The sequence below is a fragment of the Myxococcus sp. AS-1-15 genome, assembly GCF_020037055.1.
In the GTDB taxonomy this organism is placed as follows: Bacteria; Myxococcota; Myxococcia; order Myxococcales; family Myxococcaceae; genus Myxococcus; species Myxococcus fulvus.
Window position 1 is genome coordinate 205,143 of record NZ_JAIQDF010000016.1, and the last position, 26,405, is coordinate 231,547.

17 protein-coding genes are annotated in these 26,405 nt (G+C 71.1%); 10 read left to right on the forward strand and 7 right to left on the reverse strand.

What is annotated here, in order from left to right:
• Positions 1-79: 79 nt before the first annotated feature.
• Together K8625_RS34605 and K8625_RS34610 are read right to left on the reverse strand one after the other, a co-directional pair.
• Complete coding sequence (locus tag K8625_RS34605) at positions 80-889, reverse strand: SAM-dependent methyltransferase (protein WP_223785087.1); 810 nt, start codon at positions 887-889, stop codon at positions 80-82.
• A 40-nt stretch (positions 890-929) separates the two neighbouring features.
• Entirely contained in the window at positions 930-2,039 is a 1,110-nt protein-coding gene (locus K8625_RS34610; RefSeq protein ID WP_223785088.1) for a kelch-like protein, read from the reverse strand.
• A 321-nt stretch (positions 2,040-2,360) separates the two neighbouring features.
• Between K8625_RS34610 and K8625_RS34615 the strand changes: the two genes are divergently transcribed.
• Both K8625_RS34615 and K8625_RS34620 read left to right on the forward strand, forming a co-directional pair.
• The gene (locus tag K8625_RS34615) at positions 2,361-2,792 is read left to right on the forward strand and encodes a hypothetical protein (protein WP_223785089.1); all 432 of its coding nucleotides are present in this window, start codon (positions 2,361-2,363) and stop codon (positions 2,790-2,792) included.
• Positions 2,793-2,912: 120 nt separating this feature from the next.
• A complete protein-coding gene (locus K8625_RS34620; protein ID WP_223785090.1) occupies positions 2,913-6,200 on the forward strand; it encodes an RCC1 repeat-containing protein in 3,288 nt (1,095 codons plus the stop codon).
• Between the two features lie 78 nt (positions 6,201-6,278).
• On the opposite strand, the gene K8625_RS34625 is transcribed toward K8625_RS34620, so the two are convergent.
• Positions 6,279-7,307: a kinetoplast-associated protein gene (locus K8625_RS34625; protein ID WP_223785091.1), complete on the reverse strand. Its 1,029-nt coding sequence runs from the start codon at positions 7,305-7,307 to the stop codon at positions 6,279-6,281.
• 262 nt (positions 7,308-7,569) lie between these two features.
• Here K8625_RS34625 and asnS point away from each other — a divergent pair, with 262 nt between their 5' ends.
• Positions 7,570-8,970 carry an asparagine--tRNA ligase gene (gene asnS / locus K8625_RS34630; RefSeq protein ID WP_223751270.1) on the forward strand — a complete coding sequence of 467 codons (1,401 nt, stop codon included), beginning with the start codon at positions 7,570-7,572 and terminating at the stop codon, positions 8,968-8,970.
• A gap of 24 nt (positions 8,971-8,994) precedes the next feature.
• On the opposite strand, the gene K8625_RS34635 is transcribed toward asnS, so the two are convergent.
• The 3 genes from K8625_RS34635 to K8625_RS34645 all read right to left on the reverse strand — a co-directional run bounded on the left by K8625_RS34635 (position 8,995) and on the right by K8625_RS34645 (position 12,901).
• Positions 8,995-10,716, reverse strand: a complete 1,722-nt coding sequence (locus K8625_RS34635; RefSeq protein WP_223785092.1) for a CotH kinase family protein — start codon at positions 10,714-10,716, stop codon at positions 8,995-8,997.
• Between the two features lie 144 nt (positions 10,717-10,860).
• A complete protein-coding gene (locus K8625_RS34640; RefSeq protein WP_223785093.1) occupies positions 10,861-11,601 on the reverse strand; it encodes a hypothetical protein in 741 nt (246 codons plus the stop codon).
• Positions 11,576-12,901 (reverse strand): AAA family ATPase, encoded by a 1,326-nt coding sequence (locus K8625_RS34645; protein ID WP_223785094.1) that lies wholly within the window; start codon positions 12,899-12,901, stop codon positions 11,576-11,578. The genes K8625_RS34640 and K8625_RS34645 overlap by 26 nt, the downstream gene beginning before the upstream one ends.
• Positions 12,902-13,174: 273 nt before the next feature.
• Here K8625_RS34645 and K8625_RS34650 point away from each other — a divergent pair, with 273 nt between their 5' ends.
• Together K8625_RS34650 and K8625_RS34655 are read left to right on the forward strand one after the other, a co-directional pair.
• Positions 13,175-15,934, forward strand: coding sequence for a TonB-dependent receptor domain-containing protein (locus K8625_RS34650; RefSeq protein WP_223785095.1), 2,760 nt, complete (start codon positions 13,175-13,177; stop codon positions 15,932-15,934).
• A 2-nt stretch (positions 15,935-15,936) separates the two neighbouring features.
• Positions 15,937-17,238 (forward strand): hypothetical protein, encoded by a 1,302-nt coding sequence (locus K8625_RS34655; RefSeq protein WP_223785096.1) that lies wholly within the window; start codon positions 15,937-15,939, stop codon positions 17,236-17,238.
• A gap of 6 nt (positions 17,239-17,244) precedes the next feature.
• Here K8625_RS34655 and K8625_RS34660 read toward each other — a convergent pair whose 3' ends face one another.
• On the reverse strand, positions 17,245-17,916 hold the full coding sequence (locus K8625_RS34660) for an abortive infection system antitoxin AbiGi family protein (protein ID WP_223785097.1): 672 nt from the start codon (positions 17,914-17,916) through the stop codon (positions 17,245-17,247).
• 253 nt (positions 17,917-18,169) lie between these two features.
• Here K8625_RS34660 and K8625_RS34665 point away from each other — a divergent pair, with 253 nt between their 5' ends.
• From K8625_RS34665 to K8625_RS34685, 5 genes are all read left to right on the forward strand, one after another.
• Entirely contained in the window at positions 18,170-19,081 is a 912-nt protein-coding gene (locus K8625_RS34665; protein WP_223785098.1) for a hypothetical protein, read from the forward strand.
• A gap of 316 nt (positions 19,082-19,397) precedes the next feature.
• Positions 19,398-19,799, forward strand: a complete 402-nt coding sequence (locus K8625_RS34670) for a TonB family protein (protein WP_046712560.1) — start codon at positions 19,398-19,400, stop codon at positions 19,797-19,799.
• Positions 19,800-19,834: 35 nt separating this feature from the next.
• The gene (locus tag K8625_RS34675) at positions 19,835-23,761 is read left to right on the forward strand and encodes a hypothetical protein (RefSeq protein WP_223785099.1); all 3,927 of its coding nucleotides are present in this window, start codon (positions 19,835-19,837) and stop codon (positions 23,759-23,761) included.
• A 22-nt stretch (positions 23,762-23,783) separates the two neighbouring features.
• Entirely contained in the window at positions 23,784-24,509 is a 726-nt protein-coding gene (gene deoD, locus K8625_RS34680; protein ID WP_141328160.1) for a purine-nucleoside phosphorylase, read from the forward strand.
• Between the two features lie 267 nt (positions 24,510-24,776).
• Entirely contained in the window at positions 24,777-26,351 is a 1,575-nt protein-coding gene (locus K8625_RS34685; RefSeq protein WP_223751278.1) for a penicillin-insensitive murein endopeptidase, read from the forward strand.
• The last annotated feature ends 54 nt before the right edge of the window (positions 26,352-26,405 follow it).

Sequence of the window (26,405 nt, forward strand, 5' to 3'; positions counted from 1 at the left end):
GGTGCGACACCCGACGCTGGCCTTGACGCGCCCGCTCGGGGGGCGGGCGTGGAGGAGGGCGGCTGGTGTGGCCGCCTGCTCAGTGCTTCTCGAGGATGACGGCGTAGAACTCGATGCCCACGCCCTCGCGGTCCTCCTCGGTGATGTGGCCCACGGGCAGGCCCAGGAACTCCCGCACCGTCATCACCCCTCCGGGCCCGGGAGACCAGGGGCCGCACAGGTCCAGGTACTCGCGCAGCGAGTAGAGCTGGAAGGACTCGCCCATCTTCTGGAACATGCCGACGAACTGCTCCCACTTCGGCGTGCTCAGCCCGGGCGCCTTCGTCTCGAAGGTGGCGAAGAGCTTCGAGCCGGGCGCGGCCCAGTCATACAAATCCTTGAAGAACCTCCGGTTCTCCTCCGAGGAGAGGAACACGGTGATGCCATTGGCGCCGAAGGCCACGCGCCGCTCGCCATCCAGGAACGCGCGCACGTCGGGCCGCCGCAGGAAGTCGCCCGCGGAGCGGATGTCGCATTCCATGTAGCGCGTGCGCGGATTGTCGCCGAGCAGGTGCTTGCCGGTGGCGATGGTGAGCGGGTTGATGTCGGTGTAGAGCACCTTGGCGTCGGGCAGCACCGAGTGGATGTGGTCGCTCGTCGGCAGGCCCGAAGCGAAGTCCACCCAGTCGTCGAAGCCGTCCGCGGACAGGCGCAGCGCGGCGGTGCGCAGGCAGCTTCGGAGCATGCGCAGCCACTTCCGGGTGGAGGGCACCAGCGAGAACATGAACTCGGCGGCCTGTCGGTCCACCTCGAAGTGGTGGGTGCCGCCCAGCGTGTAGTCGTAGATGCGGGCCGCGTCGGGCACGTGGGGGTTGACGCCCGGGATGCGGGAGAGCTCCTGGTTGTCCATCCTTCGCTCGCTCCTCGTGGGGTAGGGGGTTGCGCGGCTCTCAGGGGCGCCAGACCTCGGAGGTCGTCTCCGGCGGGCTGTCCGGCGCGGCGCGGGTGGTGCCCACCACCAGGTAGGCGCCATCGCCCAGGGGCGCGACGCGGTGGCCCGCGCGGCCGAGGGCCAGCGGTGTCCCCGGGCTCCACAGGCCCGTGGCCGGGTTCCACAGCTCCACGTCGGGGGTGGCGCCGTACGTCGTCGACTCCAGGCCTCCGGACACGGCGGCGCGTCCGTCCGGCAGCGCGGTGAGCGCGAAGCTGGAGCGGCCCAGGGCGAGCGGCGCGGTGGCGCTCCACTGCTCGGTGGCGGGGTCGAAGAGCTCGGCGCTCGTGAGCAGCGTGCCCTGGTGCCAGCCGCCCACCACGAGGATGCGACCGTCGGCGAGCGTGACGCCGGCGGCGTCGTCGCGCGACGCGGTGAGCGGATGGGGCGCAGTCCTCCAGGTGCGGGTGGCCGGCTCGTAGACCTCGGTGCTCATGTCGAGCGGCGGGGCCAGGTGCTGGCCTTCGACGATGGCGAAGCCGAAGCCGTTGTCGCGCCCCCCGGCGATGACGACGCGGCCCCGGCTCACGCAGACCGGGCCGATGTGGAAGATGCGGACCGTCTGGCCCGCGGGCTCCCACTCCGCCGCGCCGGGCCGCAGCAGCTCCGCGCGCGTTCCGCGCTCGAGGTCGTCGTCGTGGTCCGAGCCCAGCACCAGCACCGCCCCGTCCTCGAGCACCAGCGCAACGGGGTGTGAGCGCGAAGCCCGCATGGAAGGACCGGGGACGAAGCGCAGCGCGTCCGGCTCCCAGACCACGGTGCTGGCCAGGTCCGGGTGGGCATTGTCGCGGCCGCCCACGAGCAGCACGCGCCCGTCCGGGAGCGCCACCGCCGCGTGGTCGTGCCGGGGCTCCGGCAGGGGCGCTGCCTCCCGCCATTCCTGACGGAGGGTGTCCCAGAGGAAGGCGCTGGCGGAGGTCCTGGGCGTGGAGCCGCCCCCTTCTGCGTGCCAGCCCTGTCCGCCGGTGAGCAGCGCGCCGCCGGCCACGGGCGTCAGGCCGAAGCCCTCCAGCCAGAGCCCGGGGGCGGGAACACGTCGAGTCGCCGGGGACGGAGGGCTGCCGGTCATGGCGCCATCGTACGCCGTCCGCGCCGCGCCGCGCCTGCCACCGGGGAGGTCCACGGTGACCTGGAGACAGTCGCCGTCCGGGGGCCCGGCCCTGGGAATGACAACCTGGGAGGGCGGCCGGGACGAGGGTGTCCTGGGCAATGGCTTGTTCCGCATGCGTGTCTGGTGATTCTCTGGGGCCCGCATCGTTCCGAGGGGGGAAACATGCGCCGTGCGCCACGAGATTCCGCCGAGCCCGTCTTGCCCTGGCGGGGCGCGTCCATGTCGGGACGGGGCCCATGACAGGCATTGCGTGAGACGTCGTCTGGAAAAGGGGGAGTCATGCAACTCATCGGGAGACGTGTGTCGGGGCTGCTGGCGGGGTGCGCCTTGCTGTGCGTGGCGCTGCTGGGCGCCTGCTCGGAGCGGGGGGCCGCGAGCGAGGAGGGGCGCCTGGGCGCCGGTGCCCAGGCGGTGGAGGGGGTGGCCCGACAGGGGACGGTGCTGGCGGGGCGGCATCACACGCTGGCGATGCGCGCGGATGGCACGGCGTGGGGCTGGGGAGACAACGGCGCCAGTCAGCTGGGTGACGGCACGACGGCGTCGCGGTGGGCGCCGGTGCATGCGGTGGGGCTGACGCAGGTGGGCGCGCTCGCGGCGGGCCATGCGCGCTCGCTGCGCGCGGGAGGTGTGTGGGCCTGGGGCGACAGCGCCCAGGGACAGCTGGGCACGGGCCTGTCGACGGTTCGGGCCTCCCCCGGGAAGGTCTGGTAGCGCGCCGTGCCTCACGCGAAACGGGAGGGCGTCCTACGCGCCCTCCCTCGAGAACTCCGCGCCCCGGTGGGCCCGGATGCAGCGAGTACGTCGTCGGGCAGTCTGGAACGGGGGTGTCCCATGGAACGTGTCGCGAGGCGTGTGTCTGGGTTGCTGCTGTGCCTGTTGTGGTGGGCGGGCTGTGTCGAGCCCGGGGCGTCGTCCTTCACCGGCGAGCTGGGCACCGTGCGCGCCAGGGAGGGCGCCTCCCGTCAGGGCTCGGTGCTGGCGGGACGGCATCACACGCTGGTGTTGAGGACGGACGGCACCGTGTGGGCATGGGGTGGCAACACCTTCGGCCAGCTCGGCAACAACTCGACCCGCCCCAACCCGATGCCCTCGCGCGTCTGGCGCCTGTCGAGCATCCGCGCCATTGGCGTGGGGGAGCAGCACTCGCTCGCGCTGGGCGTGGACGGCACGGTGTGGTCCTGGGGCTGGAACAACAACGGCCAGCTGGGCGACGGCACGACGACGTCGCGCCCGGTGCCCGCGCGAATCCCGAACCTGACGAACGTGGTGGCCATCGCCGCCGGCTTCACCCACTCGATGGTGCTCAAGTCGGACGGCACCGTGTGGGCGTGGGGGCTCAACGCGACGGGGCAGCTCGGCGATGGAACGACGGTGCGCAAGCTGTCGCCCGTGCAGGTGCAGGGGCTGCCGGGCGCGGTGGCCATCGCCGCGGGCAACGTGCACTCGCTGGCGCTGACGGCGGATGGGCGGCTGTGGACGTGGGGTGGCAACGCCGACGGGCAGCTCGGCACGGGCAACCAGACGCCCCGCTCGCTCCCGGGCGCGCTGGCGAGCATGACGGGCATGGTGTCCGGGCTGTCGGGTGGAGGCTCGCATTCGATGGTGCTGAAGACGGACGGCACCGTGTGGGGCTGGGGGAAGAACGACGATGGCCAGCTGGGCCTGGGGAACACCACCGCGAGCCTGGTTCCGGTGCAGGTGCCGGGCCTCACCAGCGTGGCCGCGGTGGTGGGGGGCGGGCAGCACTCGGTGGCGCTGAAGGCGGACGGGACGGTGTGGGCGTGGGGCAGCAACATCCGCGCGCAGCTGGGGGATGGGACGCAGACGCAGCGGCTGTCGCCGTTCCAGGTGCCGGGGCTGACGGGCGTGCTGGGCGTGTCCGCGGGCGGAGGGCAGCACTCGGTGGCGGTGAAGGCGAGCGGCGAGGTGTGGACGTGGGGCTCCAACTCCGATGGGCAGTGCGGTGATGGGACGTACCTGATGAAGCTGGTGCCCACGCTGGCGCGCGGGCTGCTGGAGCGCGCGGGCGCGTCCGCGGGGGAGGGCTACTCGCTCGCCGTCAAGGGGGATGGCACCGCGTGGGGATGGGGGAACAACACCCAGGCCCAGCTCGGCGACGGGACGAATGTGTCGCGTCGGTTGCCGGTGCGCGTGGGGACGCTCACGCAGGTGGCGTCCGTCGCCGCCGGGGCGTTCCACTCGCTGGCGCTGAAGGAGGACGGCGCGGTGTTCGGCTGGGGCGCGAACGGCTGGGGCGCCGTCGGGGACGGGAGCCTCGTCAATCGCTCGCAGCCGGTGCGGGTGGGGCAGGGCACCCTGGTGGCCTCGGCGGTGGCGGCGGGGGCGTACCACTCGCTGGCGCTGGGCGTGGATGGAACCGTCTTCGCGTGGGGGGACAACAGCGTGGGGCAGCTGGGCGACGGCAGCGACGTCACGCCGACGCGGACCACGCCCACCCGCGTGCCGGACCTGGACGGCGTCGTCTCCGTGGCCGCGGGCCTGGAGCACTCGCTCGCCTTGAAGTCGGACGGCACCGTCTGGGTCTGGGGCCGGCAGGACACGTGCGAGGACCCGGGGGGCGAGGCGCTGGCGGTGCGCGCGCCGCGCCAGGTGCCGGGGCTGACGGACGTGGTGGCGGTGGGCGCGGGGCTCTGTCACTCGATGGCGCTGCGCGCGGATGGCACTGTCTGGGCCTGGGGGAGCAATGACCAGGGGCAGCTGGGGGATGGGGGGCTCCTCGCGCGGATGACGCCCGCCCAGGTGACGGGGCTCACCGGCGTGGTGTCGCTCGCCGTGGGGCCGCGCCAGGCGCTGGTGCTCAAGCAGGACGGCGGCGTGTGGGGGTGGGGGAGCAATCCCCTGGGCCAGCTGGGCGCGGGCCTGTCCGCTCCGCGCGTGGCGCCCGTGCAGGTGCCCTCGCTGGCGGGCGTGAGGACGCTGTCCTCGGGGGCCTCGCACACCCTGGCGCTCAAGGAGGACGGCACGCTCTGGGCCTGGGGCGGCAATGGCGACGGGCAGCTGGGCATCGGCGCGGTGGACTGGCAGCTGACGCCGACCCGCTCGGGGCTGGTGGCCTCGCGAGGCGTGGCCGCCGCGTCCCGCCACTCGCTGGTCGTCGCGCTGGATGGCAGCGTGCAGGGCACCGGCGCCAACGACTCCGGGCAGCTGGGTGACGGCAGCCTGCTGACGCGCGCGGACCCCGTGGCCGCGATGGGGCTGACGGAGGTCCGGGCCATCGCCGCGGGCCCGGGGCACGCGCTCGCGCTGAAGACCGATGGCCACGTCTACGCCTGGGGCGCGAACCTGGAGGGCGAATTGGGGGATGGCACGACGACGCCCCGCATGCAGGCCGCGCAGCTGCCGTCGCTCGCGGGCGTGCTGTCCATCGCGGTGGGCGGCCGTCACTCGCTGGCGCTGCATGGCGACGGCACGGTGGTGGCCTGGGGCTCCAACCTCCAGGGCCAGCTCGGCGATGGGACGACGGTGTCCCGGCGGCTCCCCGTGCGCGTGCTGAACCTGTCGGGCGTGGCGGCCATCGCCGCCGGCGAGGGCTTCTCGCTGGCGCTCAAGCACGACGGCACGGTGTGGTCCTGGGGCGCCAATGGCCTGGGACAGCTGGGGGACAACTCCACCCAGCGCAGGCTGGAGCCGGTGGAACTCACCGGCCTCACGGGCGTCACCGCGGTGGCGGCCGGGCGCACGCACGCGCTCGCGCTCAAGGCGGACGCGACGCTCTGGGCGTGGGGCTCCAATACCTATGGCGAGCTGGGGGACAACACCCAGACGCGGCGGCTCGCGCCCATCCTGGTGAACACCCTGACGGGCGTCACCGCGGTGGGCGCCGGCGAGCACCACAGCCTCGCGGTGACCACCGGCGGCAAGGTCTGGGGCTGGGGCCGCAACCAGCATGGCCAGGTGGGCAACGGCGTGAAGTCGAACTGGCAGAAGCTGCCCGCGCAGGTGCTCGGGCTCACCGGCGCGGTGGCGGTGTCGGGCGGCGGGGAGCACTCGCTCGCCGTGCTCGCGGACCGCGGCGTCTGGGCCTGGGGCAACGGCAGCCAGGGCCAGCTGGGCACCGGCATGGCGGGCTTCCGCGAGGCGCCCGTGCAGGTCTGGTAGCTCCCCCCGCGCGGACGGCGGCCCGCTCGCGTGAGTCCATCGCGAGCGGGCCGGGTGGGACGCGGGAGCGGGGCGGGACTACTTCGCCTTGCCGAACTCGCGGCTGGCGATGACGCCCTGCACCTCGGCGAGGGCGCGAGCGCCGGAGGCGGACTCGAGCGCCTTCTCCGCGATGGCCTGCACCTGGCGCTTGGCCTCGGCCAGCTCCGTCTGGAGCGTCTGGAGGGCCTGGGCCTGCTTCGTGCTGGTCTCCTTGAGGGACGCAATCTCCATGCTGGCCACCTTCTGCGCCGTCTCCGCGTCCTTGTTGGCGAGCGTCAGCTTCAGCTCCCAGTCCGCCTTGACGCGGTTGCCGGCAATCGCCGCGGCCGTGTCCGCCTCCTTCTTCAGCTGCGCGGGGAACTCGGCCACCTGCTTTCGCAGGTCCTCCAGCTCCTTCTCCCGCAGCTTCAGCTGCTCCTCGCGGCCGGCCCAGTCCTTCTCCAGCTTCTCCTTGCGGTCCCTCTCCGAGGCGGCCTGCACGCGCAGCCCTTCGGCGAACGCGTCCTGCTCCTTCTTGCGCTGCACCTGCACGTCGTAGGCGTACTGCTCCTCGGCGCGCGTGCGCGAAAGCTCCGCCGCCGCCTTCTCCGTGGCCAGCTCCGAGGCCGCCCGCTCACGCGTCTCCGCGATGTCCTTCTGGAGCTGCTCCATCTCCTCCTGGAGCTTCGCCTTGCGCACGTCGTACTCGGCCACCAGCACGTCCACGGCGCTGGCCGCCACGTCCTTGCCATGCAGCTCCGTCAGCTCCTCCGTCTTCAGGCGGATGGCCTCGTCCAGCTGCTTCATCTCCTCCACCAGCGCAATGACCTGCTCGTTGATGCCCGCCAGCGTCTTGCCGATGGTGAGCCCCGCCTCGGTGACCTTCTTCACCGCGGACTCGGCCGACAGGTTGGACACGTCCGCGAGCACGCCGCGCGCGTGCGCGTCACGGGCCTCCTGCTCCTTGGCCGGGACGACGGGCTTGTTGCGCGCCTTGCGAGCCAGGTCCTCGAAGGCCGCCTTGGTGGACTCCGAGGAGCGGTTGCGGGAGGCGGACTTGCGGGACTTGGACTGGGTGGAAGCCATGTGACTCTCCAGGTAGGGCACGGCCAGGCGGGCCGCGTTGGCTCGCGAATGGCGTGAGGGTTTCGTGGGGTTTCTGGTCCCCTTCTCGGGCGACCATGTGAAAAGAGTACCTGGAGGGTCTGACACGGCTGGCCGGGCTCCAGGCGTGCTTCCGGGGGCCGGGAAAGGGCTGTTGGGGGCCCCAAGAAGCCACGCCGGGCTTGTGGTCGGGGCCGGGGGCCGGCTAACTCCCGGCCCAGACTCCGCTCAAGGGAGAGCGTCAATGCAGGTCGTCAGTGTGAAGCAGGTCCTCGCCGGCGCGGTGGAGGCAGGGACGAAGGTGGAGGTCCGTGGCTGGGTGCGCACCCGGCGCGACTCGAAGGCGGGCATCAGCTTCGTCAACGTGAGCGATGGCTCGGTGTTCGACCCCCTCCAGGTGGTCGCCCCCAATTCGCTGCCCAACTACGAGAAGGAGGTCCTCCGCCTCACCGCGGGCGCCTCCGTCGTCTGCCGCGGCACGCTGGTGAAGTCCCAGGGCAAGGGGCAGGCCTTCGAGGTCCAGGCGGACGAGGTCCAGGTGCTGGGCCTGGTGGACGACCCGGACACGTACCCCATCCAGCCCAAGCAGCACACGCTGGAGTTCCTGCGCGAAGTGGCGCACCTGCGCGTCCGCACCAACACGTTCAGCTCGATTACGCGCGTGCGTCACCGCGCGGCGCAGGCGGTGCACCGATTCTTCGACCAGGAGGGCTTCTTCTGGGTCAACACGCCCATCATCACCGCGAGCGACGCGGAGGGCGCCGGGCAGATGTTCCGCGTGTCCACGCTGGACGCCGTCAACCCGCCGCGCACGCCCGAGGGGAAGATCGACTGGCACAAGGACTTCTTCGGCAAGGAGGCGTACCTCACCGTCTCCGGCCAGCTCAACGTGGAGGCCTACGCCATGGCCATGTCGAAGGTGTACACCTTCGGCCCCACGTTCCGCGCGGAGAACTCCAACACCACGCGCCACCTGGCCGAGTTCTGGATGATCGAGCCGGAGATCGCCTTCGCGGACCTCAACGCGGACGCGGACCTGGCCGAGCGCTTCCTCAAGTATGTCTTCAAGGCGGTGCTGGAGGACTGCGGCCCGGACTTCAAGTTCTTCGAGGAGCGCGTGCAGAAGGGCGTCACGGAGCGGCTGGAGAAGTTCATCCACTCGAGCTTCGAGCGCATCGACTACACGGACGCGATTGAGATCCTCAAGAAGGCGAAGAAGAAGTTCGAGTACGCGCCGGAGTGGGGCAAGGACCTGCAGACGGAGCACGAGCGCTACCTGTCCGAGGAGCACGTGGGCCGGCCCGTCGTCGTGATGAACTACCCGGAGGCCATCAAGGCCTTCTACATGCGCATCAACGAGGACGGGAAGACGGTGGCGGCCATGGACGTGCTGGCCCCGGGCATCGGCGAAATCATCGGCGGCAGCCAGCGCGAGGAGCGGCTGGACGTGCTGGATGCGCGCATGAAGCGCTTCGGCCTGGAGCCGTCGCACTACGAGTGGTACCGCGACTTGCGCCGCTACGGCACGGTGCCGCACGCGGGCTTCGGGCTCGGGTTCGAGCGGCTCATCGTCTACATGTGCGGCCTGCAGAACATCCGCGACGCCATTCCGTACCCGCGCGTGCCGGGCTCGGCGCAGTTCTAGGCCGCGCCGGCCCGAGAAAGGGTGTCAGGGGAGCTGGGACTGGAGGGCGGGCCAGCGGGTGCGGACCCACTGGCGCACGTACTCCAGCTCCTGCTCGTAGGTGTTGAAGTCGGTGCGCTGGTACCAGTTGGGGAAGTTGCCCTCGCCCACGGTGCCGGGCGCGCCCAGGGCCCGGTACTCCAGCTCCCACTTGGCCCAGTCGCGCTTCGCCACCGCGGAGGTCTCGCGCTCGTAGACGTCGATGAGGGCGAGCACCGTCTCCAGCTTCACCTCGTTCTTCAGGAGGGCGCGGTAGCGCTCGCGCATGGGCCCGGAGAACGTCGGGTCCGCGAGCAGGCGCGCGAAGATGCGGTTGGTGTTGGCGAAGTTGGAGCGCGTGGTCGGCGACGTGCGCGTGGTGTCGAAGTTCTGCCCGAAGCTCGCGTCCAGATCCCACGGGATGAAGCGCCAGGGGCCCTGCGTGTTCGGGTCATACGCGTGATAGGCGTTCTTCGAGTGCGAGTCCGTGCCGTGGATGAGCGTGTTGAAGATCCACCAGTTCTCGTAGTCCCTCAGGCTGGCGCGCTGGGGGAACTGGGCGCGGAAGGTGGCGTCATCGGAGTCCGCGACGAAGCCGATGAAGGCCTCCAGGGTGTCCCAGGCGTGGGGCTGGCCCATCTCAGGCTCGCCGACCTTCTTCTCGAAGCCCTCGCGCAGGGAGGCCTTGGGCGTGCCGTCGCGGCGGACGCGGGAGAAGTTGGCGTCGTTCTCCACGGCCTTGAACAGGTCGGAGTCCTTGTCCAGGCCGTGGTCGGCCATCAGCCGTTTGTGGGGCAGGTCCGCCACGGTGTAGAGGCCGAGGTAGCGGTTGTTGGCGTACAGCACGGCGCTGTAGGTGCGCACGCGGATGTTGTCGGGAGAGATGCGGCTCCACAGGTCGAACGCGAGCCGGGTGCGCACGTACGAGTTGTCATTGAAGGTGGTGACGAGCGCGATGCGCTTCTTGTCGACGAAGCCGTCGCCGTAGACGGTCTCATCGAAGAGGTCCTCGTCGGGGAACTTGAAGGTGAAGCTGCGCTTGGGGAAGGCGCCGGAGGTGGCGCCGCGGTACTTGGCCTCCACCTGGTAGGTGCGGCCCCGGTAGATGAGCCTGGCGCCCTTGTAGCTGCCCGACGTGAGGGGCGGCTCGTAGGTGAGGTGGAAGACGGGCAGGCCGTACTCCTCGGTGTACTTCGAGGGGTCGACGATGGCCACGTTGCCCGGGCCGCCGTTGTTCTCGGCGACGCCGACCTTGAGGGTGCCCGTCTCGTTGGTGGAGCGCTCGCGCAGCACGAGGTTCCACACGGCCGCCTGGTCCTTGCCGGTCGTCCAGCGCAGGGTGGCGGTGGCCTCGTCGAAGGTGGCGCCGGTGGGCAGGTTGTCCACGGTGAAGCGCACGGCGGCCCCGGTGTGGCCGGTGGAGCACGTCACGGTGGCGGTGACCTGTTGTCCCTCGGTGACCCACTTCGCCTCGCCCGCGGTGGGTGCGCAGACGGTGGGCGCGGGGCCGGCGTCGGGTGTGCCCGCGTCGGGAGCAGGAGGCTCGCCGGCGTCGGGCACGCCCGCATCCGGGCCGGGCTGTCCGGTGGGGGGACCCGCGTCGGGGTCACCCGAGGGCGCCCGGTCGGGCGGCTGACCCTCGGGACCGGGGGGACTGTCGCCCCCGCAGGCCACCAGCAGACTCACGACACACGCCAGTACGACGCTCGACACGCTTTTCCGGGCCACCGTGTTGCTCCTCCGCCTCCCGCCAACCCCGTCGGACTCGAAGGAATAGGCATCCGGAGGAGCGCTGACAGGCCCCCTGCCACGGACGTGTGTCGTCCGGTGGACTTAGGGCGAGCGCCGCCGTGCGCATTCAGGCGGGGCTCTTCAAGGACTCACTCCATGGCGGCGGAGCTTGCGCTTGAGGTACCAGAGGCCGACGCCCGCGTAGGGCCGGAGCCGCCCGTCTGTATCCCTCTGCGCGTAGTGCTGGTGGAGCGCCTTCAGCCGTGGGGGACTGTCGTCCTTTTCGAGTTGCTGACGGATCTCGTCAATCACGGCCATGCGATTGCGTTTGAGTCTTGCGACGTTGAGATTCAAGCGCGAGATGTCCTTGGTGGCATTCTCGTCGTCGCTGAGGATCTCCCCTCGGACCTTGTCGTAGCGGTAGCGCTCACCGACATCCGGCGGCATCCTGGCCGGGCTGTAGGAGAGGGGCTGCTGCGCTGTTGGCAGATTTCCCCGATACGTGTCGCAATGCGCAGTGCCTTCATCATGGGTTCCAGCTCCAGCAAAGGAGCGCCCGACGATGACTCCTGGACACACGCCGAGCAGGTTGTCCCAGTCGAGCGTGCGATGGCCGGCGGCATTCCTCGCCTCGAAATGCTCCAGCTTCATCCCTCCTGATTGGGGCTGCCTGGAGTCTGCTGCGTGCGTGCCCTTGAGCGGCGACATGCAGTACGCACAGAGCCCGCCCTGTTCGTCCCAGGCTTGCTCGCGCATCGACTGCTTGCACTGTCCGTCCAGCGAGGTCCAGGCATTGTCGTCCACCGTGCCGTACATTTCTTCGTACTGCGCACGCGCCACTGCGAGGCGCGAGGGTTCAGGACTCTTCGTGATCTTCAGCACTGAGATCATCCTCGAGGTCTCGCACCGCCCACTCCGCACGCACGATGTCCGCGTCATCGGCGCCGAGCTGGGCTCGCAGCGTGTCCAGCAGCGCCCGGGCCTCCATCAGCTTCGAGCCATCGATGAACTCAGCCAATCTGTCGAGAGCGCTCTGCATCTCCTGGGGCCGTGATGGCTCATCGAAGATGTCCTCGAGCAGCGCATTCGTGTCCTTCCCCTTCACGTGCGAGACAGTCCGGGGCGCCTTCTCGCCAGAAACGAGCACCCGGACCCACGCATCCTCCGCCGTCGAGAGCACCTGGGGCGAGTGGGTCGTTGCCACGAACTGCACGCCCGGAAAGGTCTTCCTCAAATCCCCGATGACACGCCGCTGCCAGCGCGGGTGCAGGTGCAGATCGATCTCGTCGATGAGCACGATGCCTCGTGCCAGCTTGGGGGCATTGACCCCGTGGTGTGGGTTGAGTTGCGCGCATCGCCAAGCGAGGTCGGCCGCGAGCGCAACGAGGTTTCGGTAGCCGTCCGACAGGAGATGGAAGGGCAGGGTGCGGCCGTCCTCGAGATCCACCATCACCGACTGAGTGTTCAGGCTGAAGTAGAGCTTCTTCGCGCTTGGAAGGCAGGCGGCTGCTGCGTGCTGTACCGCCTCGAGTTGGGGCTCATGCACCGCCGAGACATCCTGCCCCGCCTGAAGTGCCGAGGCCACGCGCTCGATGCGCGCCTGCTCCCGCCATTGCATCCACGCCTCGAACTGCCAGGTCGACGAGGCGGGCTCCAGGCTCGCGTGGTAGCCGTGAAGGCGCGAGGTCACCGCGGAGCCCTCGCGATCTCGCTTCTTCAGCCATAGCCGGGCGGTGCCGTAGAAGCTGATGACCGGCAGGTCAACGTCTTCGCCACGGATGACGGCTGCTTCCATGGCCTCGGCTCGCTGGCTCACGGGAGTTCCGCCGGTGGACCGCGACTTCTTGCTTCGCGCGAGGATGTGCCGGCTCCAGGTGACCGCCTGCCCGTCGACGACTGTCCCGTGAGCCGTGACCTCGACCGGGTAGACCTGCTCGATCGAAGGCACTCCCTGGGACATGTGCCCGACCTGGCGGACGTCATCGGCTCTCAGGTAGCGGGACTGGCCCGCTACCTGACGCAGCCCCGTGAACCATTCGCCGATGGCGACCGCGAGCGCTTCCAGCACCGCCGTCTTTCCCGCCCCGTTGCGCCCCAGCAGGAGCGTGAACTCTGGGTGGAGATCGAGCCCGAAGTCCTCGAACCCACGGAAGTTCTTCAGCTCAAGTCTTTGGATGTGCATCGGCTCCTCGGGAGGGCGCGCACCGTAGCACGGCCCTTCGGACCGACGCAGCGCCGAGCGTTGCCTCCACACGCTCGATGAGTAGGCCTTGGTCTCCGAGGAGTGGCCCGACGGAGCTTGCTGAGACGTGTCAAGACGCGTTCCTGGATGGCGGCAAGAGTTTGCGCCGTGCCGTGGAGCCAGCGACGCGGGTGGACAGTTGCGCCGGGCAAGGATGTGCCGCTGGGTGGGAATGCTCCAGCCAGGGCAGGGGGCTGCCCACGTATCCCTCTCATGAAGGACTCCCCCCGTCCCTCCCTCGCCCTGTTGCTCTGCATCCTCTGGGTGCCGCTGGCCTCCTGGGCTCAAGCGCTCCCCACCGCCGGTGGCGAGGCCCGCGCCGTCGAAATCGATGTCCAGGCCACGGACGCGGGGACCACCATCGCCGCGGAGGACGCCACGCGCCTGGGCCTGACTCCGGATGGCGGCGCCGTCTCCCTGCTGACGCCTCGTCTGCTGACCGAGTCCCCCGTCTCCTGGCCCGAAGGGCTGCAAGGTGCCCCCAGTGACGTCGGCCTGCTCCTGCGCATCGACGAGCAGGGCGCCGTGGCCGAGGTCACCGTGGAGAAGCCCGCCACGCACCCCCAGCTCAACGAGGCCGCCGTCCAGGCCGCGAGAGGTCTGCGCTTCACCCCGGCCACCCTCGGCGACCGCGCCGTGTCGGTGCGCCTGCCATACGCCTACCACTTCGAGCCTCCAGCTCCGCTGCGCTTCACCCAGTCCCGCCTGCGCGGCGAGGTCCGCGCCCGAGGCACCCGCGAGCCGCTCGTGGACGCCGCCCTGTTCCTCGCGGACGGCGAGGAGCCCGTCGCCATCACCGACCTGGAAGGCCGCTTCGAACTCGAGCTGCCCCCGGGCACCCACTCGCTCCGCGTGCGCGCCCCCGGCCATCAGCTCGGCACCTTCGAGGAGTCCCTCACGTCGGGACAGACGCTCGACGTCATCTACCGCCTCCAGCCCGCCCGAGTGAGCCCGTACGAGACGGTGGTCCGTGACACGCGCCCGCGCACCGAGGTCTCCCGCATCACCTTGCAGGAGCAGGAGCTGCGCGAGGTGCCCGGCACCCAAGGCGACCCGTTCAAGGTCATCATGCTCATGCCGGGCGTGGCCAGCGTCGCCTCGGGCCTGGGCTATCCCGTGGTGCGAGGCGGCCAGCCCGCCGCCACCGGCTACTACATCGACGGCGTGCGCGTGCCCATGCTGTACCACCTGCTGCTCGGCCCCGCGGTGGTGCATCCAGAGTTCATCGACACCATCGACTTCCATCCCGGCACACCGCCCGTCCAGTACGGACGCCTCCTGGGTGGCGCGGTGGAGGGCCGGCTGAGCAAGCCGCGCGAGGACCGTCCGCACTTCGCCGCGTACGCGGACCTCCTCAACGCGGGCGGCTTCGTCGAGGTCCCCTTCGACAGCACCGGCACCTCCCTCACCGTGTCGGGCCGCTACAGCTACACCGGGCTGCTCATCCCCCTGGCCTACGCCATCTTCAACGACGAGGAGGACAACCCCATCCACGCGGCCTTCTGGGACTACCAGGCCCGCATCGAACAGAAGGTCGGCGCCGGACGGCTGCGCCTGCTCGCGCTGGGCAGCTCCGACGACGCGGGCGAGGCCACCGCCGGCTACGAGGACAGCATGGGCGCCACCATCGTCTCGCGCTTCCATCGCGTGGACCTGCGCGGCACCCATCCCCTCGCGGGCGGCGAGGCGGAGCTCGGCTTCACGGTGGGCCTCGACGAGGTGGCGCTGCTCGGCTATCGGCGCATCATCCTCCGCGAGGAGCGGGGGCCGGAGGAGGTCCTCGCCGGCCGCTACGGCCTGGACCAGCTCACGTTCTCCACGCGCACCGGCTGGAAGCGCGAGCTGTCCACGTCCCTCGCGGTCCACGTGGGCGCGGACGTGGAGCACCGCCGCGTGGCCACCGGCATCACCGGCTCCGCAAGACCCCCGGGCTGGCGTCCCCAGGATGATGCCCATCCGCTCAAGCAGCCCTCCGCGCTCGCCACCTTCACGGGCGTGTTCGCCGGCGCGACGTGGCGTCCCGCGGAGAAGTGGCTGGTGTCACCCGGCCTGCGCGTGGATGGCTATCACCTGGTCCCCGGCATCCAGCACTTCGTCATCGAGCCGCGCCTGGCGGTGCGCCACACGCTGACGTCCTCGCTCACCCTCAAGGGCGGCGCCGGGCTCTACCACCAGCCGCCCACCGTGCTGCTCCACCTGCCGGCCATGGACGTGTCGGGCCTGAACCACGGCGTCCAGGAGGGCGCCCAGTTCGACGTGGGCGCGGAGTGGAAGCTCGGCTCGGGGCTGGAGCTGTCGGGGGACGTCTACTTCAACCCGCTGTTCCGCACGGTGGAGTTCGAGGTGATGGACGTCCTCGAGAACCGCAAGCGCCGGGGCCAGCCGTACGCGGACCCGAAGGCGCGTGGGTACGCGTATGGGTTGGACCTGATGGTCCGCCACCCGCTGGGCCGCGACTGGTTCGGCTGGGTGACGTACAGCTTCCTGCAGAGCAAGCGCCACCGCCGCTTCGCGCGCTACAACGATGACAACAGCATCCGGGAGGTCGCGGAGGGAGAGCTGCCCTTCGCCTTCGAGCAGGCCCACGTCTTCAACGCCGCCGTCAGCTACAAGTTCGGCGACAACTGGACGGTGGGCTCGGTGCTGCACTTCAACACGGGCAGGCCCGAGTCCGGCGAGGTCTCCTCCGTCACCCAGCGCGAGTCGCGCACGCACGATGGTTATCGGCTGTGGGTGCGTCAGGACGCCGACCGCGTGGAGCGACTGCCCGCGTTCTTCCGCGTGGACTTCCGCGTCGCCAAGGCCTGGGCCTACGAGGAGTTCAACGTCGAGGCGTACCTGGACATCCTCAACCTCTCGCTGCAGCAGGAGGTGTTCGCCTACGAATACAAACGGAAGGCCGGCAAGCTGCAACGCAACGCGATGGGGTTGCCCGTCATCCTGCCGATGTTCGGCCTGAAGGGGAGCTACTGAAGATGCGCCCATCTCTTCCGAGTCTGGGGTTGTCCGCCGTGCTGCTGCTGCTCGCGCCGGGGTGTGATCGCTTCCAGGACGACCTCATCTTCGTTTACGGCCGATTGGAGCGGCGCGACGGCTCGTCCGTCACCGACGGCGTGGTGCCCTATGCGAGGACGGCCCACCACGAGCCGCGTGGCGAGGCGAACGTGGAGTACGTCATGCCGGAGTTCATCCACTACGGAGAAGGCGTCACCGACGGCTACGGCGACTTCTTCCTGGAGATGCGCTACGGCGACGTGCAGTCGGCCAACTCGCCGGACCCGGACCTGCACCAGCCCTTCCGCTTCCGGGCGCAGTGGCGGGACGAGACGGGCGCGGGTGTCTTCGCGTCCTTCATCTTCCATGACGACGTGGAGCTGCCCACGCTGCGCATCTGGGATTCACAGCTCGCCGTCTCGTCGGGCGCGGAGGGCTCCGTCGTGAGCTTCGGCGCGCTTCCTCCGGTGCCGGTGCCGCCGCTCACCGGCGAGTACGCCATGACGTCGGACGAGAATCAAAACGTCATCCCGAACCTGCCCACCACACCGGAGCCCGCGCTCTTCATCGTCGATGGCGGCCAGCCCCTGTTCCGGGTGTGGGCGGCGTCGTCCGGGTGGGTCGCCAATCGCTTCGTGCTGGAGGACTTCGCCCAGCCCGCCGTCATGCTGCGGGCCCACTCCCTGGGCGGGTTCATGTTCTACCCGCTGGGAGGCAAGCACAGCCCGCTGGTCTTCCGGGTGGACTGGCGGACGGAGGAGCTTCCGCTGCCGCCCGCGGGGCTCCGGCCCGTGAGCCGCGGCGCGACGTGCCAGCCCGCTCCTTCGAGGGGCGCCTGTCCCTGGACGGACGGGAGGCTGGAGCGCGTCGCGCTGGGCCTCAAGCCGGTGGATGCCTTGACGCTCACGCTCGAGGAGCCTCGGAGCCTGCGTCACGCGGTGGTGCGCGGCGCGGAAGGCAACTTCCTGGGCTTCGTGGTGGAGGGGAGCCTGGACGCCGAGCAGTGGACGCGGATGGGCGTGCTGCGCAACTTCGCGAAGGACTATGTCCCGCCGCCCCTGAACCGCAGGGGGCCGCGCGCCTACAACGAGCAGACGCAGTGGGACAGCCCCTTCGACGGGCGGTTCTCCTGGTCCCAGGGACCGCACTTCCTGGAGGGCCCGCTGGAGCCGGTGGGACCGGTGCGCTACGTCCGGCTGCGACCGGCGAGCTTCGACCACGCGGGTGAGGCGCAGGTCTCCGGAGAGATACAGGCCCTGGGCGAGCTGTCCGTGTTCGAGTAGCCGGGCCTAGCCAGCACGCAGGCGCGCGGAGTCCTCCGCGTGCTTCTCCAGCGCCTCGGCGATTCGCGGCGCGTTCCACAGCGGATCCAGGCACGGGCAGAAGTAGCCCGGGCCCGCCTTCTCGCGCACGGCCCACTCGAAGAAGCCGCGCGCCGTCGCGTGCAGCTCCTCCGGGAGGAAGAGCACCGCCACGTCGTACTCGGTGAAGCGCAACAGGCCCGGGACGCGCCACTCCCGCTCCCAGTCGAAGCGGTAGTTGTAGGGCGCGTTGTGGGAGTCACCCTGGATGTCCACGAAGGGCGTCATGGACCACAGGGGATGCGCCCTGGAGTCCGGCGCCGCCAGGGCCTGGTCCACCTGGTGCTTGAGGGACAGGTGCGCGGGCGACGCGTACTGGACGTACCAGACGGGCCCTCCGCCCTGGGAGAGGATGAAGCTCTTGCGGAAGCCGATGCCGTACAGGCTGCGGCGCTGGACGAGCCGGGCGAGCTGGTCCAGGGGGATTTCGCTGAAGCACACCGCGCGGTGACGCTCCGCGACCTGGGGCTCCTTGCGCGCGAGCCCGAAGCCCTGGGCTCCGGGGATGAGCGTGCGCGTGCCCAGGATGTTCATCATGTTCTGGTAGGCGTCATGGAATGGCGCGCCCGGCTTCGTGAAGTGCACCACGAAGTCAGACATGTCCCGCCATTGTGCATTCGCCTGATAGCCCAGCATCGTCCTACCCCCGCGGTACTGTTCCGGAGCGGGGTGGGGCGCGCAACCCGAGTGCAGATGTCTCCCAGATGCCTGTCTGCCCTCCTGCCGGCGATGCGCGATGGGTGGGGACCGCCGTGCGCCGCCCTCGTCGCCTGCTCGGGGTGTCGGGCAGCGGCGCGCGTCGCAATCGTTCCCAGGCACGTGGCCGACGGAGCGGTCAGCGGGAGAGCGAGCGATGCGCAACGGAGGATGGTTGTCGCCAGTGGAGCGGGTGCGGCGTCTCGCGTTGTCGCTGGAGCGGCTGGCCGCCCACGGGCTGGCGAGCGGCGCGGTGAGCGGCGCCACCGAGGGGCTGCAGGAAGAGCTGCCGGCGCTCGACGGCACCCTGAAGGAGCTCATCCAGGACACGGTGCTCCTGCTGGCTCGCACGGTGCACGAGGCGAACGAGCATGCGCCAGGTGCCTGGACGCACACGCTCGCGGAGAGCGCGGTCCGGGGCGCGGTGGAGGAGCTGCGGCGCTCGATGCCAGGCGTGGACCTGCTGTCGCGCGAGCTGGTGGAGCGGATGAACGGGTGGCTCGAGCGCACGGCGGAGACCGAGGCGCTGCGCCGCAGGGAGCTGCGCAAGCCTGGCGCCCGGGCCCGGACGATGGCGACGGGGGCGGTGCGGGGCGCGGTGAAGGAGCTGGAGCATGACATGGAGATGGTGGCCCCCATGGCCGCGCACCTGGCGTCACGCGCGGGTCAGGGGCTCATCGAAGGGTTGAGCCACGCGCTGGAGGCGCGGTCCGAGCGGCTCGACGAGGTGCTGGAGCGAGCGGGCCGGCGGTTCGTCCACTCCGTGGTGGAGCAGTTGGCGCTGGAGCTGAAGGCACGACGAGAGGGGACGGACCTGGGCGGAGCCGTGGCGGCGATGGCCGAGCGCACGGCGGTGGCGACCGTGAGAGGCGCGTCGGAGGAGCTGCGGCGGCAGGGCAGGGCGGCGCGGGACGAGCACTCGGGCTCCTCGTTACGGGCGGCGAGCCGGGACGTGACGCTGGGCGTGCTCTCCGCGTTGTCGGAGCACCTGCGTCGGCCGTTCGCCGTCGTGGCGGGAACGGGCGGCGCGCTCATGCTCACCGCGCTCACCCTGAAGCGCTGGCGTTGACGCACGGGCTTCGTGCCCGCGTCGCGCGAGGGATGTGTCCGCCGCCGCGAGGTAGACCCGGTGGCTACGTCGAGGGGGCGGATGGGCTTCGGCTCCTCGGCGGAGAGGCCAGCTCCGGCGCCCACGTTGATGGCTGGATGAGGCGCGGCGCTTGCTTCGCGAGGCAGTCTCGGCTTGGCACCTCCGTCGATGACCGGGTGCTGCGCCGATGGGAATGCTCCCACGTGTCATCCGAAGGGGGCGCCCGGGTGAGTCGCGGAGGCCCGGAGGAAGCCCCTTGTGCGGCGACGCTCGGTGGCGACTACGATGGTCGGCCATGCTCCGCTCCCGCTCGCTGTCTCTGGTGGCCCTGTTCACGCTGGTCGTCGCGCCCTTGGCGCTCGCCGCCGCGGGTCCCCGGTTGCAGGCCTTCTTCCAGCCCGACCTCACGAACGTCGCCTACCAGCAGAAGGTCTATGCGCAGGTCGCCGGCAAGTGGAAGCAGCCAGGACGCAAGAGCGTGCCCGCCGTGGGGCGCAAGGCGGTGGTCCAGGCGGTGATTGGACGGGACGGCAAGCTCGTCTCGGCGGTCGTGGGCGTGGAGTCCGGCTCCAAGGCCTGGGACGCCGCCGCGCTGTCGGCCGTTCAGAAGGCCGCGCCTTTCGCGCCGCTGCCGGCGGACTATGTCCTGCCGACGTTGGATGCCCACTTCCACGTCGAGTGGACCGCCTCTCCTTGAACATCCAGCCACGTCGCATCGCTTCGGAGCCATCGATGACCCTCGGGTTGCCGCGCTTCGCCCTCGTGGTCGTCCTGTTCCTGTTGGCCGCGCCGCCTGTCGAGGCGGCCCGTGCGCCTCGACGCGTCACGAGCGCGACCAGCGTCATCGGCGTCTGGAAGGAGTCCCAGCACCTCTACGTGAAGGGCGACGTCGGCGTCACCGACGACCAGCTCGAGGACCTGGAGGCGTGGCTCACGGAGGAAGCGCCGCGCTGGACCGTGGTGTTGATGTCGGACGCGGAAGGGGAGCGCTACGTCGACGCCGAGGGGACGACCTTCCGCGACATCGACGCCGCGCTGCACGCGCTGGGCAAGGGCCTGTCGAACCGGACGGGCTTCGGCGCGCTGAAGAACCCCCGGACGAGGGAGCCCGATGGCACCGTGCTGTTGATCTCCCTGGCGGAGCGCCGCTTGTCGTACTTCGCCTCGGAGACCAAGGACCAACGCCGGCTGGGCGAGGACCGCTGGGCAGGCTCGCTGGACGCCCGCGCCGTCGAGGCCATGCGCAACGGCGGCCGCCTCATCGACGCGGTGAAGAACACCGTCGACTCCATCGAGACCCAACTGCGCGCCGCCCTGGACAGGGAGGAGCTTGAGCGGACCCGTCGCATCGAGGCGCTGAGGGCGAGTCTCGTGGCGCTCCAGAAGGAGCTCCCCGGGCTCGAGGAGCGTCGCGCCTCGGTCTTCAGGTCGGCGATACCGCCGGGATTGTCCGCGGCAGCCGTCGACCTCCAGGCCGCGGGCAAGACGCTCCTCCAGGCGCTCGCGCTGCTCACGCCGCCGGAGAAGGCGGACCTCGCCAGGGCGACGTCCCTGTATGACGGGCTGCGCGCGGACCTGGAGGGGCTGCGCGCGGCGATGGAGTCCCATCGGCTCGCGAGCGACCGATTGAAGGTCCTGGAGGCCGCGCTGGAGAGCCTGCCCGGGCACCGCTACGCGGGCTTCGCGAAGCCGCAGCTGGAGGCGCTGGACACGGCGGTGGAGAATGCCAACGCCGCGGTCCGCGACATGTCGCCGTCCCATCGCGACGCGCTCGTCGCCGCCGAGTCCGCTCGCGTGAAGGTCGCCGAGGCCCTGACGTCCGCCGAGAAGGACGAGCGCCGGCTCGTGGAGATCGACGAGGCGCTCAAGGCCCTCGAGGCGCTGCCGACCGCGGAGGCCGTCCAGGACGCGCTCACGAGGGCGAGGGCCGCGCAGAAGAAGGCCCGCGAGACGTTCGAGTCCCGCTCGCAGCTGCATCGCCACGCGATGGACGAGAGCGAAGAGGCGCTCCGGCGGGCGGAGCGGGAGACCCAGAAGGCGCGGAAGGCCCGGCGGATGCGGGACACGGGGGCCACGGCGGGTGGCGCGGGGCTGCTGCTCGCGGGCGTGCTGGCGCGCCGTCGTCGCAACGCGAGCCGACGCACGGCCATCGAACAACACGAGCGCTTCCGCACCGTCGTCGACGAGAAGACCCAGGCGCTGTTCGACCTGCTGGAGCGCACGCACCTGGTGGCGGGCAAGTCCCGCGACGACATCGCGCGGCGCTTCGAGGGGCTCACGCGCGAGCGGGGACAGCAGCTCGCGTCCAATGTGGACGAGCTCTTCCTGCTGGTGACGGCCGCCGCGCGGGTGCTGCACCGGGCCGAGGACCTGCTCGCGGGCTCGGGCCCGTTGCACGGGCTGGGCGCGCACCTGGGCACCTCGCGCTACGAGAAGGTCACCGAGCTGCTGCGCGACGCGCCCATCGTCTTCCACCCGGATGAAGGCGTGGAAGGCGTCCTGCGCGGGCCGCGCTCGCACGCCCAGCGACTCATCGGAGACGTGAAGAGCTATCAGCCGTTCTCGCTCTCGTTCCTGGACCTGCTGGAGGCGTTCAACTCCCACGCGGAGCGGGGGCTGCGGCTCGTGGAGGCCCTCGAGAGTGTCCCCCAGGTCGCGCTGGACGCGGTGAATGCGCTGGAGACGTTCTGCGCCCGGCTGCGCTCGCTGACGCCCGGGGCGGAGGTGCTCCGGGTGAAGCAGGTGGTCGCGCTCGTGGCGCCGTCGCTGGAGACGCTCGTCGCGGCCGCGCGCCCGCTGCTGACCAAGGACCCGATGGCCGCGGTGGAGGGACCGCTGACGGAGGGCGGACGGCGTCTGGAGGACGCCGAGGCGCTCGTGGCGGTGATGGAGGCGGCCGTGGGGCAGGTGGCTCCCGCGGTGGAGCGCGCGGGGGCGGCGCTGGTGAAGGCGGGCCTGTCGCGTCGGTGGCTGGAGGATGCGCTCGCGGCTCGGGGCGAGGCGACGGAGGAGGTGGCGCAGGCGCTGCTCCAGGCTCCCGCGGGGGACTCGGTCGCGGTGCTGGCGCGGTCCTTCACGGCCCTGGCCGGCCAGGCGGCGGAGACCTCCGAGCTGGTGACGCTCGCGGCGCGCGCACAGGACGAGCTCGGCCGCGCGCAGAAGGAGACGGCGTCGGCGCGCGAGGCGCTGGGGCGTGAGCTGGACAAGCCCGCGTCGGCGCTCTTGAACGAGCCGGAGTCGAACCCGACGGACCGGCACTCGGTCGGCACGAACCTGCTGGCCACGGGGCGCGAGGCGCTCGCCGAGGGCCGGCTGGAGACGGCGCGCGAGGCGCTGGACGCCGTGCTCGCCCGCGTGGACGAGGTGCGCGCCATCATCGCGAGCAGTCGCGAGGCCCGGAAGACCTTCGCCTCCCGACGGGACGCCTGTCGCGAAGAGGCCCGGCGACTGGAGACGCGGGTGGCGGAGGGCACCGTGCTGCTCGAGTCGCTGCTGAAGCGCTACCGGCCCACCGCGCTGCGCCTTCGCCCCGAGGACCCCGTGCACCCCGAGGCCAACGGCACCGTCCAGGACAACCTGGCGGAGGTCGTCCGGCACCGCCTCGACGCCGCGAGCAAGCTCAAGGCCGCGGAGCTGGCCTTCGCCGAGGCGCGGCTGCTCGCCTCCGCGGACCTGCTGGGCCAGGTGGAGCGCCTCCACGCGCTCAGCCATGCCCGTCTGCTGGAGGTCGATGAGAAGGCGCGACGACTCCAGGCCGCGGAGGAGCACAACGCGGGCGTCCTGCTGGCCGCCCGGGGCCTGCTCGCGGCCTGCACCGCCGATGTCTCCGACGCCCGGGTGAAGCGGTCCACCGTGAAGGCTCGGGACGCGGCCCAGGGGCTCCTCCAGGCGGCCGTGCAGACCACGGAGGCGCGGCCCGCGGACCCGTTCGCCGCCGGTGAGAAGCTCGCCGCCGCGTGTCTGTCATTGGAGCAGGTGCGCCAGTCCGTCGCCCGGGACAGGGCTCAGCACGCGCAGGCCCAGGACAGCCTGGCGTCGGCGGAGCGGGCCGTGTCCTCGGCGGACGTGTGGATCCGCCAGGCCGCCAATGACGGCATCGCCGACAGCCGGGCGACGGTGGTGGCGGTCAATGCCCTCCTGTCCCTGGGCAAGGACCTGTCCAAGGCCCAGGCGGAGTTCGGCAAGCCCCACAACGACTGGGCGGCGGTCGACACGCTGGCCGGACGCATCGCCTCCGACGCGGCCCGCAGGACGGCGGACCTGCGCGGAGAGCTGCGCTCCGCCGAGCAGGCCGCCAACGCCATCTCGGGCGCCGCCGAGCTGGTGCTCCAGGCGAGCTCGTGGCGGGGGCGGCCCGGAGGCTCCTACCTCGACGAGGCCCGGCGCTCGCTGGACCGGGGCCTGTACGTCGAGGCCGAGCAGTCCGCGGGCAGGGCCTCCCGCGCCGCGTCCGACGCCATCGTGGAGGCGGAGGAGGAGCGCCGCCGCGAGGAGGAGCGCTCCCGCGCATCGTCGTGGTCCTCGTCCTCCTCGTCCTCTTCGTCGTGGTCCTCGTCCTCGTCGTCCTCCTCGTCGAGCAGCGGCTCCGGCTTCTCCAGCTCTTCCTACGGAGGCGGCTCTTCGGGGAGCGGCTCGGGTTTCGGCAGCTCAAGTTGGTAATCCCGGGCTATGGTGCGCGCCCATGGCAACTCCTCATATCTCCGCCGCACCCGGCGACTTCGCCGACGTGGTGCTGATGCCCGGTGACCCCCTCCGGGCTCGCTACATCTCCGAGCGCTTCCTGGAGGACGCCCGGGGCGTCACCTCCGTGCGCAACATGTTCGGCTTCACCGGCACCTATCAGGGCCGTCGCCTGTCGGTGATGGGGCACGGCATGGGGGTGCCCTCCATCTCCATCTACGCCACGGAGCTCATCAAGGTGTACGGCGCCCGCACGCTCATCCGAGTGGGCAGCTGCGGCGCGCTGCGTCCGGACGTGAAGCTGCGCGACGTCATCGTGGCCACCGGCGCGGGCACCGACTCCAAGGTGAACCGGATGCGGCTGTTGGACCATGACTTCGCGGCCGTGGCGGACTTCGAGCTCGCCCGCTGGGCCGTGGAGGCGGCCGAGCGTCGCAACAAGCCGGTGCGTGCGGGCTCCGTCTTCACCTCCGACCTGTTCTACCACCCCCAGGAGCAGCTCAACGCCGCGCTGGTGCGCATGGGGGTGCTCGCCATCGAGATGGAGGTCGCGGGCCTGTACGGCGTGGCGGCCGAGTTCGGTGCGCGCGCGCTGGGCCTGCTGACGGTGTCGGACCACCTGCAGACCGGGGAGCACCTGTCGCCCCAGGACCGGCAGACGACGTTCGACGAGATGATCGAACTGGCGCTCGACGTCGCGCTCAAGGTCCCGCCGCCGGCCCCCTGACGCCTCCCTTCCTGCTCGGCAAGTGTGGTGGGGGCCACTCCAGGTGGCCCCCTGGGCCGGGAGGGCGCCAAAAAATCCGGGGAGGGGCTTTGTGCTCGAACGAATCTCGGGCAATCCTTCGCCCCGGTGCGTTACCCCCTTTGGCTCCTTCTGGTCTGCGCCGGCTGTGCCGGGCGCGTGGTTCCCCACTCTGGCGGCGAGTCCGCCCTGGCCTCCGTGCGTTCAGAAGGACTGACGCAGGGGAGTCAGGAGGCGCCGCCGGCGGTCGTGCCGTCGCCGGTCGCCGTCGAGACAGCCGCCGTGCCTGTCGCCGCGGAGGCTCCGGCCGAGGGCTGCTCCTTGTCCGAGGAGGACCTGGAGGGCGAGGACGAGACGGCGGAGGCCGGCGAGGGGGAGGGCGACGACGGCGAGGGTGAGACGCCGGTGGTGGGCGGCGAGGTGCCCACGGGGCCGCTGTACACGGCGGACATCTCCGACGAGGAGCTGGCGCGGCGCTGGAAGGACGACATCGCGTCGCTGGGCTCCATGGCGGTGGGCTTCGCGCACAGTGGCCGGCTGGTGAACTCGGTGCAGTTCCCGAAGGGGGAGGGCGCCGACTGGCTCGTGGTGCAGCCCGAGATCGCGTGGGGCACGCAGGAGAGCATCGACTACCTCATCACCGCGATTCGGGAGGTGCGCTCGCGCTTCCCGGAGGCGCCGCCCATCCGCGTCAACGGCATCAGCAACAAGGAGGGTGGCTACAAGCGCCCCCACAAGAGCCACCAGAACGGCCGCGACGTGGACGTCGGCTTCTACTACCCGACGGTGGACCCCATCCGTGAGCGCGAGCGCGAGAAGTACATCAACGTGCCGCTCAACTGGGCGTTCATCCGCGCGGTGGTGACGAAGACGGACATCCAGCTCATCCTCGTGGACAAGCGCGTGCAGAAGGTCCTGTACGACTACGCGCTGTCGGCGGGCGAGGACAAGGCGTGGCTGGATTCGTTGTTCCACCCGGCGGGCATCATCCGGCACGCGCGTCGGCACCGGGACCATTTCCACCTGCGCTTCCACAACCCGAAGGCGCAGGAGCTGGGGCGCCGGGTGCAGCCGTTGCTGTCGCTGCAGCCCGAGCACAACGTGACGACGCACCGGATCCGCTCGGGTGACACGCTGGGTGGCATCGCGCTTCGGTACAACTCGTCGGTGGCGCTGATTCGCAAGGCGAACCGGATGAAGGGCAGCTTCCTGCGCGCCGGTCAGCGCCTGGCGGTGCCGCTGCGAGGGCCGTGCACGCACTGCCCCGTGCCGCCGCCCTTCGTGTTGCCGCCGCGCATGCTGCCTCCCGAGCCGAAGGCCCCGCTGGTCGCGTCGGTGGGCGCGGTGGCGGCGACCGAGGCGAAGGCCGTGACGGATTGCGCGAAGCCCGTGCTGGCTCCGGCGCCGGGCACGCAGGTGGCGAAGTCCACCGCGTCCGCGCAGCCCGCCGCGGTGGGCGCCGAGTCGATGAACGCTGCCGCCGTGCAGGCCGGTGCCGCGTCCGTGAGCAATGCCGCCGCCGTGCAGGCCGGTGCCGCGTCCGTGAGCAATGCCACCGTGCAGGTGGCGGGCACGCCGGTGAACGCCGCCGCGGGCCCTGTGGCGGGCACGCCGGTGAACGCCGCGGTGCAGGCGGGTGCCGAGTCCGTGAACAGCGCCGCCGCCGTGCAGGCCGGTGTCACGCCGATGAACGCGGCCTCGGTCGAGCCGGCTCGGGCCGTGGTGGCCCCCGCGGGCGCGGCAGCGCCGAAGCCGACGGTGATGCCCGCGTCCGCGCGCGAGCCGTCCGAAGGCGCGTCCGTGGGAATCACGCACGGACGCTGAGCCGGTTCGAGGTGCCTCGACGTGGGGCCAGTGCGGTGGCCCCACGTGAGCCCT